Origin of the sequence: Marinomonas ushuaiensis DSM 15871 (genome assembly GCF_000521805.1) — a bacterium.
Taxonomy (GTDB): domain Bacteria; phylum Pseudomonadota; class Gammaproteobacteria; order Pseudomonadales; family Marinomonadaceae; genus Marinomonas; species Marinomonas ushuaiensis.
This window is the reverse complement of sequence record NZ_JAMB01000006.1, coordinates 26456-43293: the sequence shown is the minus strand read 5'-3', so window position 1 is coordinate 43293 and position 16838 is coordinate 26456. Positions and strand designations below refer to the sequence as shown.

The 16838-nt window shown below is 39.7% G+C and carries 16 protein-coding genes; 14 read left to right on the top strand and 2 right to left on the bottom strand.

Annotation, left to right across the window (positions count from 1 at the left end; translation table 11 throughout):
• The first annotated feature begins 181 nt into the window (after positions 1–181).
• Positions 182–427 (top strand): type B 50S ribosomal protein L31, encoded by a 246-nt coding sequence (locus MUS1_RS08045; protein ID WP_036161067.1) that lies wholly within the window; start codon positions 182–184, stop codon positions 425–427.
• A gap of 2 nt (positions 428–429) precedes the next feature.
• The gene (gene ykgO / locus MUS1_RS08040; protein WP_036161064.1) at positions 430–570 is read left to right on the top strand and encodes a type B 50S ribosomal protein L36; all 141 of its coding nucleotides are present in this window, start codon (positions 430–432) and stop codon (positions 568–570) included.
• A 97-nt stretch (positions 571–667) separates the two neighbouring features.
• Here ykgO and MUS1_RS08035 read toward each other — a convergent pair whose 3' ends face one another.
• On the bottom strand, positions 668–2305 hold the full coding sequence (locus MUS1_RS08035; RefSeq protein ID WP_036161061.1) for a methyl-accepting chemotaxis protein: 1638 nt from the start codon (positions 2303–2305) through the stop codon (positions 668–670).
• Positions 2306–2598: 293 nt separating this feature from the next.
• Here MUS1_RS08035 and MUS1_RS08030 point away from each other — a divergent pair, with 293 nt between their 5' ends.
• The 9 genes from MUS1_RS08030 to MUS1_RS07990 all read left to right on the top strand — a co-directional run bounded on the left by MUS1_RS08030 (position 2599) and on the right by MUS1_RS07990 (position 13694).
• Positions 2599–4506, top strand: coding sequence for a PhoX family protein (locus MUS1_RS08030; RefSeq protein WP_245595777.1), 1908 nt, complete (start codon positions 2599–2601; stop codon positions 4504–4506).
• A gap of 383 nt (positions 4507–4889) precedes the next feature.
• On the top strand, positions 4890–7304 hold the full coding sequence (locus MUS1_RS08025) for a putative bifunctional diguanylate cyclase/phosphodiesterase (protein ID WP_036161058.1): 2415 nt from the start codon (positions 4890–4892) through the stop codon (positions 7302–7304).
• A gap of 44 nt (positions 7305–7348) precedes the next feature.
• Positions 7349–8920, top strand: coding sequence for an FMN-binding glutamate synthase family protein (locus MUS1_RS08020; protein WP_036161055.1), 1572 nt, complete (start codon positions 7349–7351; stop codon positions 8918–8920).
• 158 nt (positions 8921–9078) lie between these two features.
• A complete protein-coding gene (locus tag MUS1_RS08015; protein ID WP_036161052.1) occupies positions 9079–9492 on the top strand; it encodes a VOC family protein in 414 nt (137 codons plus the stop codon).
• On the top strand, positions 9489–10424 hold the full coding sequence (locus MUS1_RS08010) for a 2-hydroxyacid dehydrogenase (RefSeq protein ID WP_036161049.1): 936 nt from the start codon (positions 9489–9491) through the stop codon (positions 10422–10424). The genes MUS1_RS08015 and MUS1_RS08010 overlap by 4 nt, the downstream gene beginning before the upstream one ends.
• 59 nt (positions 10425–10483) lie before the next feature.
• Positions 10484–10834 carry a 5-carboxymethyl-2-hydroxymuconate Delta-isomerase gene (locus MUS1_RS08005; protein WP_036161046.1) on the top strand — a complete coding sequence of 117 codons (351 nt, stop codon included), beginning with the start codon at positions 10484–10486 and terminating at the stop codon, positions 10832–10834.
• 38 nt (positions 10835–10872) lie between these two features.
• Complete coding sequence (locus tag MUS1_RS08000) at positions 10873–11895, top strand: phospholipase A (protein ID WP_036161042.1); 1023 nt, start codon at positions 10873–10875, stop codon at positions 11893–11895.
• Between the two features lie 195 nt (positions 11896–12090).
• Entirely contained in the window at positions 12091–12606 is a 516-nt protein-coding gene (locus MUS1_RS07995; protein ID WP_036161039.1) for a phosphatase PAP2 family protein, read from the top strand.
• Positions 12603–13694, top strand: a complete 1092-nt coding sequence (locus MUS1_RS07990; RefSeq protein WP_036161036.1) for an MJ1255/VC2487 family glycosyltransferase — start codon at positions 12603–12605, stop codon at positions 13692–13694. Before MUS1_RS07995 ends, MUS1_RS07990 begins: the two co-directional genes overlap by 4 nt.
• A gap of 45 nt (positions 13695–13739) precedes the next feature.
• On the opposite strand, the gene MUS1_RS07985 is transcribed toward MUS1_RS07990, so the two are convergent.
• A complete protein-coding gene (locus MUS1_RS07985; RefSeq protein ID WP_036161033.1) occupies positions 13740–14660 on the bottom strand; it encodes a dienelactone hydrolase family protein in 921 nt (306 codons plus the stop codon).
• A 224-nt stretch (positions 14661–14884) separates the two neighbouring features.
• Here MUS1_RS07985 and folM point away from each other — a divergent pair, with 224 nt between their 5' ends.
• The 3 genes from folM (at position 14885) to MUS1_RS07970 (ending at position 16760) form a co-directional block, all read left to right on the top strand.
• Positions 14885–15607, top strand: coding sequence for a dihydromonapterin reductase (folM, locus tag MUS1_RS07980; RefSeq protein ID WP_036161031.1), 723 nt, complete (start codon positions 14885–14887; stop codon positions 15605–15607).
• 67 nt (positions 15608–15674) lie between these two features.
• Entirely contained in the window at positions 15675–16355 is a 681-nt protein-coding gene (gene folE, locus MUS1_RS07975) for a GTP cyclohydrolase I FolE (protein WP_051436176.1), read from the top strand.
• A gap of 129 nt (positions 16356–16484) precedes the next feature.
• Positions 16485–16760 (top strand): hypothetical protein, encoded by a 276-nt coding sequence (locus MUS1_RS07970; protein ID WP_036161028.1) that lies wholly within the window; start codon positions 16485–16487, stop codon positions 16758–16760.
• Positions 16761–16838 lie beyond the last annotated feature (78 nt).

Below are 16838 nucleotides of genomic sequence, written 5' to 3'. Positions count from 1 at the left end.
TTTTCTCGTTTATTTTTGCCTTTCCTTATCTTGCCTTTCGCTGGTTGTTTCGTGCAAAGACCTCGAATAGCGGCTGATTCTTAAGCTCCAGTGTGAATATGAATAAATGAGAATCAGTTGTATTGGTTATTGTTTATTTGTTGTGGTATGTTATATCATAACACTTAATAAGGAGTATCCAATGCGCAAAAACATCCACCCTAATTATCGAACAGTTGCTTTTCATGATACGCAGATAGATCAGTATTTTTTTATTGGTTCTACCGTAGGTACGCAACAAACCATTGTACGTGATGGCACAGAGTACCCTTATATGGCGATTGATGTGTCGAGTTCTTCTCACCCTTTTTATACTGGTGAGCAGAGGTCACATGGTAATGAAGGTCGTATTGCCCAATTTAAACGTCGCTACCGCAAGAGCAAGTAGACATGAAAATTCTCAGTTCTTTGAAAAGTGCTAAGCATCGTCATAAAGAGTGTAAAGTCGTGAAAAGGAAAGGGCGTGTGTTTGTTATCTGTAAATCAAACCCTCGTTTTAAAGCAGCTCAAGGCGTGAAAAGTAAGCGTTAATGATTAAAGTGATTAGGTAAAGCAAAAAAATAGCCTACTAGAAAACGAGTAGGCTATTTTTGTTTATTAGATCAATGTTATTGATTCAATATGTTTTCTAAAGTTTGAATGCCGACATCACTTTACGAGTTTCTTTTGACGTTTCTGCTAAGGTTTCGCTGGTAAGGTTGTTTTGTTGAACTTGTAAGCTGGCTTGAGCGGAAAGTTCAGAGACTTTCGAGTTCAATTCATTCAATCTTTGCACCGCATCACTTTGCATTGAAACACTTTGTATTACCGTGTTGCTTGCAATATTTATGTCGTTAACTGAGTGAGCAATTTCTTCTAGATATTGCGCTGTATGTGACATTTCTTCAGTGGTTTTTTTAGACTGCTGATGGCTTTCCGTAATACGTGACTCAGCCTCTTTCGCCCCACTTTGTAACTTATTAATCATAGTTTGAATTTCGTCTGTAGATGCTTGTGTACGACTTGCTAAACCACGTACTTCATCTGCAACGACAGCAAAACCACGACCTTGCTCACCCGCACGAGCAGCTTCAATCGCAGCGTTAAGCGCTAATAAGTTTGTTTGTTCGGAGATTGCGCTGATTACATCTAATACTGAACCAATGGTTTGTGATTGTTCTGCTAGCTGAATAACAGTTTGAAGACCTAGTTCTAGCTCGTTGGACAGTTTATCCAATGACTCAACGGTTTTTTTGATTGAATCTTGACCTGTTTGCGTTTTATTCGCTGTAGTTTGCGCTGATGTAATAGTGGATTGCGTTGTTTCAATTACTTCGTCTTTAAAGCCGTCAACTTCTTTGATGGTATCTGTCATTTGAGCAAACATGCCTTCACGTTCTTGTGTGATGGCTTTCGTTCTTGATGATACCAATTTTAATTCCTGGCTTTTATTTTCGACTTCTTGATTAAGAATAACGGCTTTGCTTAAAGTCTCTGAAAGTCGGTCTATGAAAGAATTGTAGTAGGATGCAATTTTAGTTAATTGGTCATTCCCTGCTTCTGGTAAGCGAGCAGTTAAATCACCATCACCATGTGAAATGTTTTCCATCGCAAGTCTTATTTGACTAATAGGCATTAAGATAGAGCGCATGATTAGGACAGAAATTAATAGCGCAATTAAAATGATCACACTACTGATGACACCAAGTTTAATCGCTTCTTTTTGAAATTGAGTATCAACATCATCTAAATAAATGCCAGAACCAATAATCCATCCCCAAGGTTCAAAACCTTGTACATAGGAGATTTTTTCGATTGGTTTTTCTTTACCCGGTTTAGGCCACAAGTAGTCTACAAAACCTGCATTTTGTGCTTTGACTACTCTGACAAATTCAGAAAAAAGTTTTTTCCCGTTTGGATCCTCTAAATTTGATAAGTCTTGGCCATCCAATGACGCGTTAGTACTGTGCATTATTACTGTTGCTGAGTAGTCATTTATCCAGAAATATTCGACTTCTGAATAACGAGTACCTTTAATCATTTCCATTGCATAACGTTGAGCATCTTCTTTACTAAGGTCACCAGATTGCTCTAGTTTGTAGAATTGTTCAAAAACTCCCGTAGCCGTTTCAACAACATTCTTGGTTTGTGTGTATTTTTCATTCAATAAAGAGTGTTTGCTGGAGGTCAGGCTTGAGTAAACGACGAAGAGGAGTCCTAAGGAAAAAAATAAAACCAAACAGATTAAGCGCAAGTTGATCGGGAATTTACGTAGAGTTTTGATCATTAAATTATCCTCATAAGCATTATTATTTTTATGATGCAGATATCTTTTTTAGGTATTAAGCCTTTTATAAATCTAAATTGTTATCTATTCCTGATGTGATTATTTCATATAACCATAATGCCATCTCGCTGTCATTTTAATGCCACGTTTTCACTATAGATTTAAGAGTAACTTCCTTTTTCAGGAGGAGGCTATTTTCAACGATCAGTTTGAAAAATGAGTTTTATTGGGTTTGAGCGTGAAGTAGCAGCATTACTCAGCGACGACCATCTATTAAAATGAGATAGGGCAGTATGATGAAAATCGAACAAACACAGAGCTTAAGTTTTGATGAATTAGATGAACTTGTACGACCAGCGCCAGAAGTCGTTGAGTTTGAAGAAGTAGCAAAATCGATGGTTTCTCGTCGTGGTTTTCTTGGTGGTGGTGCGGCCGTAGGCGCAAGCGCATTTGTTATGGGGTCTACTACTTTAGCGGCAGGAAAGGCATTTGCAGCAGGCGAAAAAGAGTCACGTCTTGCGTTTAGTATGGTAAAAGCGAATACCCTTGATACGATAACCGTTCCAGAAGGTTACAAATGGGAAGTGCTTACTTCTTGGGGCGAACCTATGTTCTCAAATGCACCTGCATTTAATGGCGCGACAGGTGGCACTGGTGCTTCTCAGGAACTGTCTTTTGGTGATCACAATGATGGCATGGCCATGTTTTCTCATAATGGGCGCCAGATCCTTTGTGTAAACAATGAATACACAAATCTAAATACCTTACATGCGAATCGTGCTGATGGTGTACCGACAACAGCCGATGATGTCCTTAAAAGTAAAGCGGCGCATGGTGTTAGTATTGTTGAGGTTTCACGTCAAAATAACCAATGGGGCATAGTGAAAGATTCTGAATTCAACCGCCGTATTACAGTTGATACAGAGATGGATATAACAGGCCCTGCACGTGGTCATGATCTTCTTAAAACAAAAGCAGATCCAAAAGGAGTGGTCGCTAAAGGAACGTGGAACAACTGTGGTAACGGACAAACACCTTGGGGTACTTATCTAACGTGTGAAGAAAATTTTAACGGTTACTTTTCTTCAAGTGATGAAAGTTTTTCATTAACACCTGAAATGAAGCGTTATGGTATTAGTCATAAAGATTGGGGATATAAGTGGTCGATGGCGGATTCTCGGTTTGATTTATCAAAAGAGCCCCAAGAACCAAATCGTGCAGGATACATTGTTGAGATCGATCCATTGGATCCAACATCGCGACCAAAAAAACGCACAGCACTTGGTCGTTTTAAACATGAAAATGCAGAATTAACCATTGCATCAAATGGTCATGTTGTTGTGTATCTTGGTGATGACGAGCGTGGCGAATTTTTATATCGCTTTGTTTCTAAGCATAAGTATTTGGCGGGCGGGAATAACCGTAACTTACTTGAAGAGGGAACCTTATACGTTGCAAAATTCCATGACAATAACCGTGGTGAATGGCTAGCAATGACACCAAAAACGACAGGAATGACAGACGCTGAGATTTCGATTTACACTCGTATAGCGGCTTCTAAAGTCGGCGCGACGACAATGGATCGCCCAGAATGGGTTGCTTCAAATCCAAATAAAGTAGAAGTGTTTTGTGCTTTAACGAATAACAAAAACCGTGGTGTTAAACCGAATGCGGGTGGTGATGCAACACCTGCAACAGGCCCAAATCCACGAGTGGAAAATAACTTTGGTCAGATCGTTCGTTGGGTTCCTATGAACGAAGATCACACCAGCAGTGAATTTAAATGGAACTTGTTTGTATTAGCAGGTAACCCTGCCGTGTATGACGACGCTAATGCGGGCTCTCAAAATGTTAACCAAGATAATATGTTTAACTCTCCAGATGGTTTGATATTTGATTCTAAAGGCTTGTTGTGGATTCAAACCGATGGTAACTACTCAAATGAGAAAGGCTTCCAAGGTCAAGGTAATAATCAGATGTTGGTGGGGGATCCTGAAACCGGTGAAATTCGTCGTTTTCTAGTTGGACCAAAAGAATGTGAAATTACCGGCGCTGCTTGGAACACCGAACGTACGACTATGTTTATTAGTGTGCAGCATCCAGGTGAAAAAGGAAACTCCCATTGGCCTGATGGTGGTCAATCTGTGCCTCGCTCTAGTGTTGTCGCTATTTATAGAGAAGACGGCGCTGTTATTGGCTAAACCTCTACGTTAGAAAGAATATTCTTAGCGAAAAGCCAGTATGAATTCCATGCTGGCTTTTTTTTGTCAAAAAAATGCCCGATCATGATCTAGATCACTAGATTGATACAATAGAACGCATTCAAGTATTAAAATATCTTATACTTCATCGATCAACTATCTGTCTCTGCGACCTTTAATTGGTTAAAAAAAAGACGCAAAAAAATCGACAAGTTTTACCTAACGATACATATGTTCAGCTGGTATTACTGTTAATATAAATTTTGTCGAGTATATTCCCTACAGAGAGATATGAAGTTTCCACATGAATTTTATGGGGTTACTTTATAAGAATAGAGCTGTCGGTTTCTTTTGGCAGGGAATGTAAGGTTTTAAGGAAAATAATGGGCGTTATATTTTCAAGATCTTTATTTGTTAAACAGGCGATTTTGACCCTGGTGCTGGCTATTGTCTTAAGTTTAATAAGCAGCGCTGTTCAAGTGGCCGAAGGCATCCGTTCTCAAAAAAAACAAATTGATCAAGATTTCGACGAATTACTTGCTGTTGTTGAACAGCCATTAGCGGGAGCACTATTTCGGTTAGATCAAAGCTTTGCGCAGCAGCAAATCGATAGTTTGTTATTAAGTCCTTCTATTGCGAAAGTGGAAGTTCAGGATGAGACGGGTAAGTTGTTTGTTGCAGCAAGCACCTCTTTACATGTTTTTTCTGTTTCTCAATCGTTGGCAGACTATTTTTTATCTGATGTGCAAAATTACGAACGTCAATTGCACATGGATGCCCCAGTATTTATTGCTGGTTCACTGTCCGTTACTCCTGAAAAACGCTATATACTTGATAATATATTTTCTAAACATTTATCTACTCTGATCTACAACTTATTTAAAGATATTTTATTAGCAACCTTAATTTCACTGGTTTTCTACTTTCTGGTTACCCATCCTTTAAAACGTTTGACTGAGTCTTTGTCGACACTTGAACGTAAGAAAAAACTGACTTTACCTAAATCCTTCTATCGACATCATCGATCAGACGAATTAGGCCACTTACACTCTACTTTTTCGCAATTATTAAACAAATTAAACATGGCATTGCATGACCTCGAGCGAAGCGACAAACATACTCGAGCAATGATAGAGCATGCTGCCGATGGGATATTGTTGCTTGATGAAAATCGCAAAATCATTTTAGCTAATACTGCTATCGAAAAAATGTTGAAAATAAAATGTGCAGAGATTAAAGAATGCACTTTAGAAGAGTTATATGCTCCCTCATCATGGACTTTCTTTTCCGATGTACTGGATACTTTTCCGCTTAATTCGCCCTTAACGATTGAAACTAAATTTCAAAGGCACGGTGTCGAGTTTCCGGTTGAAATACGTTTAGCAAAGTATGTCATTCAAGACAAACAAGAAACCTTGCTGCTCATTAGGGATATTTCAGAGCGAAAAGCTGCAGAAGCACATATTCACCGTTTAGCCTATTATGATGCTGTTACGGGTTTACCTAATCGCCAATATTTAACTGATAAACTCAATGAAGTTTGGGAACACGAGCAATATAAAGAAAGCTATTCTGCCGTTGTTTTTATGGACTTGGATCGTTTTAAAACCATCAATGACTCACTTGGACACAATGTAGGGGATGAGCTACTTTGTTGCGTTGCTGCCCAACTTGCCCACCTTCAAGAAGATAATATTATTTTCTCACGCTTAGGCGGAGATGAATTTGCTTTCTTATTAAGAGGATTAGGTGAGGATAAAGAGCATGTTGAGAAAATGGTTTGTGCGTTTTCTGAAAGTGTTTTGTACGCTTGCCAACAGGTCAAGAGAGCCGGTCGTCATGAAGTGCATGTCACTGCAAGTTTAGGTGCATCTATCTTTGATAATACCTGTGGATCTGCAGAAATAATTTTTAAGCAAGCTGATACCGCTTTATATCGAGCAAAAGAATCTGGGCGTAATACTTTTGCTTTGTATAAAACAGCGATGCAAGCTGTGTCTGATCGTCGTCTAGAAATGGAAAAAGCCCTTCATCATGCAACTGAATTCAAATTATTTGAATTGTATTACCAACCTCAAATTAATGATAAAGAGGGTGTGATTGGTGCAGAGGCTTTAATTCGCTGGAAAGACAAAGATAAAGGGTTTATTTCACCTGCTGAGTTTATTCCTATTGCAGAAGAAATCGGCCTCATTGTCGATATCGGGCATTGGGTTTTAAATGAGGCATTGTCGCAAGTTGCTGCTTGGCTAAAAAGCGGTGAGTGGGATTTGTCATGGCGTATGTCTATCAATGTCAGTCCGATTCAATTTCAACAGGCAAACTTTTTACCTATGTTGCAAAACCAATTGGAAAAGCATGATGTACCAGCTTGTTGTGTGGATCTTGAAATTACGGAAAACATGTTGCTCAGTGATTTGTCATCTTGTTTAGAAAAAATGAATGCAATAAAAGCGTTAGGAGCTCATCTTTCTATTGATGACTTCGGTACAGGTTATTCCTCGCTTAAATATTTAAAATTACTACCGGTTGATAGATTGAAAATAGATCAATCTTTTGTGCGTGACTTGTTAACCGATAAAAGTGACGAAGCCATTGTTCGTGCTGTTATTGCTATGGCAAAAGTATTAGGTATGAGTGTCATTGCAGAAGGTGTTGAAACACTTGAGCATTACAATCGATTGCGAGAAATAGATTGTTTTTATTATCAAGGATACTATTTTGGTCACCCTGTACCTGCAAAAGAATTTATTGACTTATTTGTTCACGATTCATCGACGTTGAAATCTACTCTGTAGTGTAATATGGCTTAATTCACTTTATTTGATAGTAAGGGCTAGTTATGGATTTTTTATCTTCATTGGCAACATCAGTCATTCAATGGGGCGCATTGTTATTCGCTTTTTTGTTACTTGTTGCTCTGATTTGCGTTGGCATAATGTATTGGGTTGATACTCATCAAACCACTCAAACTATCAGGCGTAACTACCCTGTTGTTGGTCGATTCCGCTATATGTTTGAACATATGGGGGAGTTCTTTCGACAGTACTTTTTTGCGATGGACCGGGAAGAGCGTCCGTTTGATCGGGCTGAGCGTTCTTGGGCTTATCGCGCTGCGAAAAAAGTAGATACAACTATTGCCTTTGGGTCTACGCGTTCGCTTGAAACACCGGGCGATATTTTCTTCCTCAATTGCGCATTTCCAACCTTAGAGGAGGATGCGGCACAACCGAAAGAAGTCTGTATCGGCCAATATACGGCGAAAACACCTTATCGAACCAGTTCCGTTGTAAATATTTCAGGTATGAGCTTTGGTGCCTTGTCTAAACCTGCTGTTCAAGCTTTATCTAAAGGCGCGAGCAAAGCTGGTATTTGGTTAAACACCGGAGAGGGTGGCTTATCGCCTTATCATCTGGAGGGCGGTTGTGATCTTGTGTTTCAAATTGGTACGGCTAAATATGGCGTTCGTAATCATGAAGGCAAGCTAGACGATGAGAAATTAGCCGGTATTGCTGCACATGAAAACGTTCGGATGTTTGAAATTAAAATGAGCCAAGGCGCAAAACCAGGTAAAGGCGGTATGTTGCCTGGTGCCAAGGTGACAGAAGAAATTTCACATACTCGTGGTATTCCTGTTGGGCAAGATTCCAATAGCCCGAATGGCCATACAGACATAAAGTCCATCGATGATTTATTGGATATGGTTCATCGTGTACGTCAGGTTACCTCTAAGCCGGTTGGATTCAAAATGGTAGTAGGCGACATGAGTTTCTTTAAAATCATGTGTGAGCTAATCCATAAAAAGGGGATTGATTACTGTCCTGACTTTATTACCATTGATAGTTCAGATGGTGGTACAGGCGCGGCACCTCAGCCTTTAATGGATTATGTTGGGATGCACTTGCGTGAAAGCTTACCTTTGGTGGTTAACACAATAACGTCTTATGGTTTACGTCGTTATATTAAGGTAATTGCTTCAGGTAAACTGATTGTGCCTGGCAAAGCGGCCTGGGCGTTAAGTGCTGGCGCAGATTTTGTGGTAAGTGCACGAGGCTTCTTATTTTCTCTTGGCTGTATTCAAGCTTTGCAGTGCAATAAAAACACCTGTCCAACAGGGATTACGACGCACAATACAGATTTACAGCGTGGTTTGGTGGCAGTAGAAAAAGCAGAACGAGTGGCGAACTATGCCGCTGAATTGTTACATGGTATTGGTATGATTGCTCACTCTTGTGGTGTAAAAGAGCCAAGAGAATTGAATCGTTCACATGTTCGTATTATTGAGAACCAAAGCCGTTCTCAGGTATTTGCAGAAAGTAATCCAATACCAGACGTACAGACTGAATATATCAATATGGTGGGTTTCCAAGGCAAGGCTTCAGTAACCGAAGATCGTTTGCAGTCATTGAATTGATGTAAATTCAATGGGTTTAGAAAACGGATTTAGAAATAGCGGCTTGCCGCTATTTTTTTGTCTGATGCTAACTATCTCATCTTTACTAAAGAGTTCGTATTTACTTTTGAACTGGGTGCTGTATTTTTCTAACTTCATTTTGTTGTTAGGAGTCTGCAATGTCAGCCTTATTCCATTACGCCTTTCATGTTACCTGTTTAGATAAAACACGTGAATTTTATACAAATGTCTTAGGCTGTATTGAAGGTCGAAGCGCTGAAACTTGGGTCGACTTCGATTTTTATGGTCATCAGCTTTCATTGCATTTAGGGGAGCCATCTCCAACGACGAACACGGGTAGGGTGGGAGATCATCTTGTACCTATGCCGCACTTTGGACTAATTTTACCCTTGCCTGAATGGCAAAAAGTGGCCAAACGATTAACAGATGCAAAGGTTGCTTTTGACTTAGCGCCAAATGTTCGATTTGAAGGTTTGCCAGGTGAACAGTGGACTATGTTTTTCAAAGATCCAAGTGGTAACGCGATAGAGTTAAAAGGCTTTAGAGACCTGGCTAAGGTGTATGAAAAATGATTGTTTTTATTGGGCGTGTTGAAGCGTCAGAACAAGAAAATTGGATTCGTCTTTTTTCTTCAGCTATACCGGATGAAACTATTTTGCCTTTTGCAGATTTAACTGAAGAGCAAAAGCAGCATTGTGATATTGCCATTGTTGCAAATCCAGACCCTCAGGATTTATTAGCGCTGCCTAATCTAAAGTGGATTCATAGTTTATGGGCTGGCGTAGAACGCATAATGAACGAATTGACTTTTCCTTCTTTTTCTATTGTTCGATTAGTCGATCCAGAATTGGCACAAACTATGTCTGAAGCCGTCTTGTCGTGGACGCTCTACTTACATCGAGATATGCCTGTGTATGCTAAGCAGCAATCCAAGCGAACTTGGTTGCAACAACCTATGATTCGAGCTCAAGAGCGTCGTATTGGTGTATTGGGTTTAGGTGCGTTAGGAAAGTTAAGTGCAAAACGTTTAGTTGATAATGGTTTCCCTGTTGCAGGTTGGAGTCGGAGAGAAAAACACATAGAGGGAATTCATTGTTTTCATGGCGATGAAGGCTTAGCTTCATTATTGAAACAAAGTGATATACTCGTTTGCCTTTTACCTTTGACGCCTCAAACAAAAGGGCTATTGAACCACCAGACTTTATCTTATTTACCAACTGGTGCAAGCCTGATTAATTTTGCTCGCGGTCCTATTATTGACGATGATGCGTTATTGAAAAAGCTTGATGAACAGCTTATATCTCATGCCGTTTTAGATGTCTTTACGCAGGAACCATTAGCAGAAAATCATCCGTATTGGGTTAATGATAGAGTGACTGTTTTACCGCATATTTCTGCACCGACACACCCTATAAGTGCTTGCGAAATAGTCGCGAAGAATATAAGTCACTATCGATTAACTGGTGAAATGCCTGTCACAGTAGATCCAGTCCAAGGTTATTAATCGTATAACCAAATCAAAGTAAAAAACTGTATTGAGTAAACTTAAAATAGGAGTCTGATATGCCACATTGTATTCTCGAATACAGTCAGAATTTAGAACAAGAAGTGCCGCCCGTTGATATGCTCGAAGCGATCAAAGAGGCTTGTATCGAGTCAAATGTTTTTGCCTCCGAAGATATTAAATTGCGCAGCCTTCCTTATAAAAGCTTCATGACATGTGGACAAGAAGATGCCTTTGTTCATGTCATGGTTAGATTGTTATCTGGGCGTACGCCAGAAGAGAAAAAGAAACTTTCTCAATTGATCTTGGATGCTTTAACAAAATTTTCATTAAAAGATGTTAGCTTTTCTGTTGAAATGTGTGACATGGATCGTGAAACCTACGCTAAAAAAGTGGTGCTATCTCAATAATATAAAGTGACTTGCTTCGCTTAAAAAGGTTTTAAATAATGAAAACTATTATGTGCTCAATCATACTGCTCCCTAGTCTGCTTTGGGCTCAAACTGAATCGAAAGAATCAGAAAGTACAACAACCTCTTATGTTGTAGAAGAAGTGCATGAAGATGCGATGAGCGGCGATGCAACAGGCGAGGAAGAGGTTAGCGACGATGAAGCATTTTTTACACCAGTAGAGCCTACGGTTCCAGACTCTATTGCTAAGCGCGCGAAAGAGGCAAATGGTTTTCTTCAGCAGCGAGAAAATAGAGAACTTGATACAGTGAATAATCCCTTTGTATTAACGCCTCATAAACCAAATTATTTTTTACCTTTGTCATACACGTCAAATCCTAACGATCGTGCTTTTTTAGGCAGTAACGATCCTGAAAGTTTACAAAGTGTTGAGTTCAAATTTCAATTAAGTATTAAGTTTCCTGTGGCTTATGAAGTAGTAGGGCGCGATACAAGCCTTTGGTTTGCCTACACGCAACAAGCTTATTGGCAGGCCTATAACAGTGATATTTCTGCACCATTTCGAGATACAAACCATGAGCCTGAAGCTTTTGTCATTACCAAGCCAAAACATGGTTTTTTAGGTATTAAACCTAATTACATATCCTATGGTATCAATCATCAATCGAATGGACAGTCAGCTGATTTGTCTCGTTCATGGAACCGAATTTACATGGATTTTGTGTTTGAAAAAGGGGATACCGCCTTTTCATTTAAACCTTGGTACCGGATTCCTGAGAGTTCAAGCAATGATGATAACCCAAATATTGAAAACTACTTTGGTTATGGTGAGTTCAATTTAATTCATATTATTGATGATTACAGCATCGATTTTATGCTGAGAAATAACCTGAAAGCTTCTGATAATAAGGGCGCAATTCAAGTTGGTTTTAATTTTCCTTTATGGGGGAAAACGCGAGGTTACATTCAATACTTTAACGGTTATGGGCAATCTTTATTGGATTATAATCACAGAACTCAATCGCTTGGTATTGGCGTTATGTTAACGAACTGGTTGTAGTTTTATCGGTAAGTAAAATCTAAGTGATGATTGTCTCATGTTTAAAATGCCTCGCTATAACGAGGCATTTTTGTCTGTGTTTTTAGGAATATTTTTCTCCAATAAAGTATGTCTCCAAGTTGTCATATCTCTGTCACCTAAATGACATTTTACTCGTCTATGTTGAGAGTAAGACAAAATTAATAAGGTGACAAAATGAATATACTTCAAAACATCCATACCTTTGATGTCCAGACTTTCTATTGGTTTATGGCTCGTAAGCACAGAGCCAGATTAACTCGCATTGGGCGAGCTATATCATTTACAGCCGATGGTCCTCTCTATGTGGCAGCGGCAATTATTTTTTGGATTGCTGGCTACGACACTTTGGTTGCGGTTTTGGTTTTTGGTTTCTTGCTTGAACGTATTGTGTATTTTGTTTTAAAGCGAGGTTTTAAGCGTAATCGTCCTGCGGATGCGCTTGATGATTTTTGTAGCTTTATTATTCCATCTGACCAGTTTTCGTTTCCGTCAGGTCATACATCAGGCGCATTTTTTATTGCGTATTGTCTAAGTGAGTGGTTTCCAAGTGTAAATATGATGTTGTATTTTTGGGCCGCAAATGTTGGTTTGTCTCGTATTTTCCTTGGTGTGCATTTTCCAACAGATACCGTCATAGGGGCTTTGCTTGGTATTGCCTGTGCAGCGTTTATGATCGGATTGTTAGTATGAAAATACTCTATGGGGTTCAAGGTACAGGCAACGGCCATATAACTCGAGCAAGAGCCATGGCAGCAGAAATGAAAGTGGCTGGTTTTGAAGTGGATTTTGTTTTTTCTGGTCGCGCGCCAGAAGACTATTTTGATATGGCGGTATTTGGTGATTATCGTACTTTTCTAGGTCTTAGCTTTGTTGCTCGTAATGGTAAATTGGATTTACTAGCGACCTGTCGAAAAGCTAATTTTATAAAGTTGATCCAAGATATTCGCTCCTTAGATACGCGTGGCTATGATTTGGTTATTACGGACTTTGAGCCTATTGTTGCTTGGGCCGCAAAGACTCAAAATGTTCCATGTATTGGTTTTGGTCATCAATATGCTTTTAAACATGATATTCCTCGCTATAAGAAAAACATTCTTGCGCAATGGGTAATGTCGAATTTTGCTCCTGCTGCGACGCAATTAGGTGCGCATTGGCATCATTTTGGTCATCCAATATTGCCGCCACTTATTCATGCCCAAGAAATGAAAAATGCGCCTAATGCTGAGTTGGTTTTAGTGTATTTACCGTTTGAAAACAGTGAAGCTGTATTGGAATGGTTAGAAGGCGTTCCTGGCTATCGCTTTAGACTGCATTGCAAGGATATCGAGCCCGGCGTGTACGGCAACGTAGAAGTGTTTGCTTTTAGTCGTCAACAATTCCAACAAAATTTATCTGAGTGTGAGTCTGTATTGTGTAATGCCGGTTTTGAATTGAATTCAGAGGCGCTTCAGTTAGGTCGTCGTATTTTAGCAAAACCGCTGAAAGGACAAATAGAACAGCATTCGAATGCTATTGCTCTAGAAGCATTAGGTATTGCGAAAACAACGGATGTATTAAATGCAGATGTGATTTTAGAGTGGCTGGAAACAAGCCGTGTTGTACAAATTTCTTATCCGAATGTTGCCCGTGCTGTGGTTGCTTGGTTGCAATCTGACAATGATATCAGTGTGTCGGACTTGTGTGAGTCTTTGTGGCGGAAAACACCGAATGTACGTGGTATTGATTTCAAATATAACTCAAAATCATCGTCATTAAATACGAAAAACGTTACGGCATAGCTTCTGCCACAACGCTTTCATATTTCATTTCGTTAGGTAATTTCGTTAGCTATTTAATGTTTTCTTAAAGAAGCTCACAGTTCTTTCCCAAGCTAATTCTGCATTATTTTCTTGATAACGCGCCGTTGAGTCATTATGGAAGCCATGATTTGCTTTCGGATACACGTACGCTGTGTAATCTACTTTGTTGGCTTTTAAGGCTTTTTCATAATCTGGCCAAGTGGCATTCACTCGCGTATCTAGCTCAGCAAAATGAATTTGCAATGGTGCTTTGATTTTGTCGATGTTTGATTTTGCTGGTGTACCGTAATAAGGCGCGCCTGCATTAATGGTATCAGGCATATTAGCAACCAGAGCATTGGTCAGGTACCCACCAAAGCAGAAACCTACCATACCGACTTTGCCTGTACTAAAGTCATGATTCTTTAAAAGCGTTGCCGCATCCATGAAATCACCCGTGATCTTGCTGCCGTCTAGCGTTCTTTGCATAGCACGACCTTCGTCATCATTGCCAGGGTAACCACCTAAAGGGAACAATGCATCAGGAGCAAGAGCGATAAAGCCAGCTTTTGCTAAACGACGAGCAACGTCTTCAATGTATGGGTTCAAGCCGCGGTTTTCATGAGCAACTAAAACAGTTGCGGCTTTATTGTTTGCATCGACGCCTTTTGGAACAACTAAGTAGCCACGCGCTTTACCGTGACCATTTGGGGAGTCAAATTCCACATAGCTTGCTGTGATATCAGAATCATTAAAAGAAACCTGATCAGCTAGTGCGTAGTTTGGTGTCAGCGCACCAGCGACGACAGAAAGTGTTAGTCCCGTGATGCTAAGGGTTCCAAGGCGAGATAAAAAAGTGCGTCGGTCGATATCGCCATGGGCATATTCGTCGTACCAATCAAACGCTTCTTGAGGAATGTCTTTTGCCGATAAGGCGAGATCTTTTTTCTCTGTTTGTAAGCTCATTTCAACTCCCTTTTTAACTTCAAATTTAAGGTGGGTAAATTAAACAAGTTTCTTGATACTGATTTTTTAGATTTTGTTTTAAAAGATAAGTTCAATTTATACGATACAAATCGAATATTGGATTATGTCTTTTGTAACATAGTTTAGATTAGTTCATTAATAGAATTTGTGTCTGTATGATGGCTCCTATCAAGCTCATTTAAAAATCGAGTAGGGATGGACGAATGACAACTAGAATGCCAATTATTATTACTGGCGGCGCACAACGTCTTGGTTTGGCATGCGCACAAGCGTTGGCCGAGCAAGGCTACGAAGTCATTATTACCTATCGTAAGAACAGAGAGCAGCTTAAAACATTGGAGGAGCAAGGTATTCGCTGTATTCAAGCTGACTTTTCCAACCAGGCGGGTGTGGATGATTTTATTGCTCTCATTCAAAAAGAGTATCAGTCATTAAGAGGTGTTATTCATAATGCATCCGAGTGGGAATCTGAAGAGGCACACTCAGATACTGCCATATTGATGGAAAAAATGTGGCAAGTGCATGTATTTGCACCTTACCGTATAAATCTGGCCTTTGAAGGATTATTATGTGCAGGCTTTGAGCAACATGGTATGGCTGACATTATCCACATGACGGACTATGTCGCTGAAAAGGGAAGCGATAAACACATTGCTTACGCTTCAAGTAAGGCTGGTTTGGCTAATTTAACCGTTTCATTTGCCAAACGATTTGCTCCAAAGGTTAAAGTAAATGCGATCGCACCTTCTCTTTTGATGTTTAATGAAGGTGATGATGAGGAATACAGAAAAAAAGCACTCAGCAAGTCTTTACTGCGTATTGAAGCAGGAGACCAAGAGTCCGTGTTAGCGGTAAAATACATTTTAGAGAGCCGTTATATGACAGGCCGAACCTTGTCACTTGATGGAGGACGACACTTGGCATAACCCGCCAAATGTAATTTTTTAAAAAGCTCCATGTTGAATGACAAGGTTAAGCGAATAGGACAAGAATATGAACAATACAGCTGAACAAACGAATGTAAGTCGCCTTGAGTTGTCTGATGAGGCAATGCGAGTGCGTGACGCCTTAATCAGTAAGGGCTTAGAAACCCCTATGATTGATACAGGTTTAACGACTGAAGAAAAATATCAGCGTATTAAAAGCGCATTTGAAGATGTTGTGACGACATTAGGTTTAGACCTTACTGATGATAGCTTAACGGAAACACCTCACCGCATTGCTAAAATGTACGTGAAGGAAATTTTCTCTGGATTGGATTACGCTCACTTTCCAAAAATCACCGTGATTGAAAATAAGATGAAAGTCGATGAAATGGTTAAGGTAAGCGATATTAGCTTTACCAGCACCTGCGAACATCATTTCGTCACCATTGATGGTTTAGCTAAAGTCGCTTATTTACCTAAGACGAAGATCATCGGCTTATCAAAGATTAACCGTATCGTTCGTTTTTTTGCTCAGCGACCTCAAGTTCAGGAACGTCTTACCCAACAAGTGTTAGTCACTCTACAAGTTTTGCTTGAAACGGATAACGTAGCCGTCAGTATGGATGCGGTTCATTACTGTGTGAAATCACGTGGTGTTATGGATGCGAGTTCTTCAACGCAAACAACCGCGTTAGGTGGTTTATTCAAACGCAGCGACAAAACCCGCAGTGAGTTCCTTGCTCGGTAATAGATTTGTCACAAGAATCAAACAAGAAGGCCTTTCAACAAAGGTTTTTTTGATAGTTGAAACTCAGACAAAGTGGCTGCGTAAAGCGAATTATTGAGCCATAAAGGCAAATAGAATAAGGCGAACAAGATGACAGAGAAAAAAGCAGTTTGGTTTCCAGCAAAAAAGAATGGTTGGGGCTGGGGTCGTCCAACGGCTTGGCAAGGCTGGTTCGTACAGATGTTTTATTTGTTTGCTGTCGGCTTTATTAGCTTTTGGATAGACCCTAAAGAAGAACTTTTCAAATGGATTTTATTGGTTTCTGTTAGTACATTGGCTTTACTCGCTGTTTATTTTGTAAAAGGTGAAGCGCCTAATTGGAAGTGGAAACCGATAGAAAAAGAAAAGCGTAGGTTATTCAAATAATCGTTTTTTTATCCATTTAAGTCCATTTGAAAATTTCATTTATATGGAAAGTGCGCTGAAATACAAAACAACGTCAAT

What these genes read in the sequence shown, in the direction of transcription:
- MUS1_RS08045 (WP_036161067.1), top strand. Translation starts at nt 182, where the DNA reads ATGCGCAAAAACATCCACCCTAATTATCGAACAGTTGCTTTTCATGAT.
- ykgO (WP_036161064.1), top strand. Translation starts at nt 430, where the DNA reads ATGAAAATTCTCAGTTCTTTGAAAAGTGCTAAGCATCGTCATAAAGAG.
- MUS1_RS08035 (WP_036161061.1), bottom strand. Translation starts at nt 2,305, where the DNA reads ATGATCAAAACTCTACGTAAATTCCCGATCAACTTGCGCTTAATCTGT.
- MUS1_RS08030 (WP_245595777.1), top strand. Translation starts at nt 2,599, where the DNA reads ATGATGAAAATCGAACAAACACAGAGCTTAAGTTTTGATGAATTAGAT.
- MUS1_RS08025 (WP_036161058.1), top strand. Translation starts at nt 4,890, where the DNA reads ATGGGCGTTATATTTTCAAGATCTTTATTTGTTAAACAGGCGATTTTG.
- MUS1_RS08020 (WP_036161055.1), top strand. Translation starts at nt 7,349, where the DNA reads ATGGATTTTTTATCTTCATTGGCAACATCAGTCATTCAATGGGGCGCA.
- MUS1_RS08015 (WP_036161052.1), top strand. Translation starts at nt 9,079, where the DNA reads ATGTCAGCCTTATTCCATTACGCCTTTCATGTTACCTGTTTAGATAAA.
- MUS1_RS08010 (WP_036161049.1), top strand. Translation starts at nt 9,489, where the DNA reads ATGATTGTTTTTATTGGGCGTGTTGAAGCGTCAGAACAAGAAAATTGG.
- MUS1_RS08005 (WP_036161046.1), top strand. Translation starts at nt 10,484, where the DNA reads ATGCCACATTGTATTCTCGAATACAGTCAGAATTTAGAACAAGAAGTG.
- MUS1_RS08000 (WP_036161042.1), top strand. Translation starts at nt 10,873, where the DNA reads ATGAAAACTATTATGTGCTCAATCATACTGCTCCCTAGTCTGCTTTGG.
- MUS1_RS07995 (WP_036161039.1), top strand. Translation starts at nt 12,091, where the DNA reads ATGAATATACTTCAAAACATCCATACCTTTGATGTCCAGACTTTCTAT.
- MUS1_RS07990 (WP_036161036.1), top strand. Translation starts at nt 12,603, where the DNA reads ATGAAAATACTCTATGGGGTTCAAGGTACAGGCAACGGCCATATAACT.
- MUS1_RS07985 (WP_036161033.1), bottom strand. Translation starts at nt 14,660, where the DNA reads ATGAGCTTACAAACAGAGAAAAAAGATCTCGCCTTATCGGCAAAAGAC.
- folM (WP_036161031.1), top strand. Translation starts at nt 14,885, where the DNA reads ATGACAACTAGAATGCCAATTATTATTACTGGCGGCGCACAACGTCTT.
- folE (WP_051436176.1), top strand. Translation starts at nt 15,675, where the DNA reads ATGAACAATACAGCTGAACAAACGAATGTAAGTCGCCTTGAGTTGTCT.
- MUS1_RS07970 (WP_036161028.1), top strand. Translation starts at nt 16,485, where the DNA reads ATGACAGAGAAAAAAGCAGTTTGGTTTCCAGCAAAAAAGAATGGTTGG.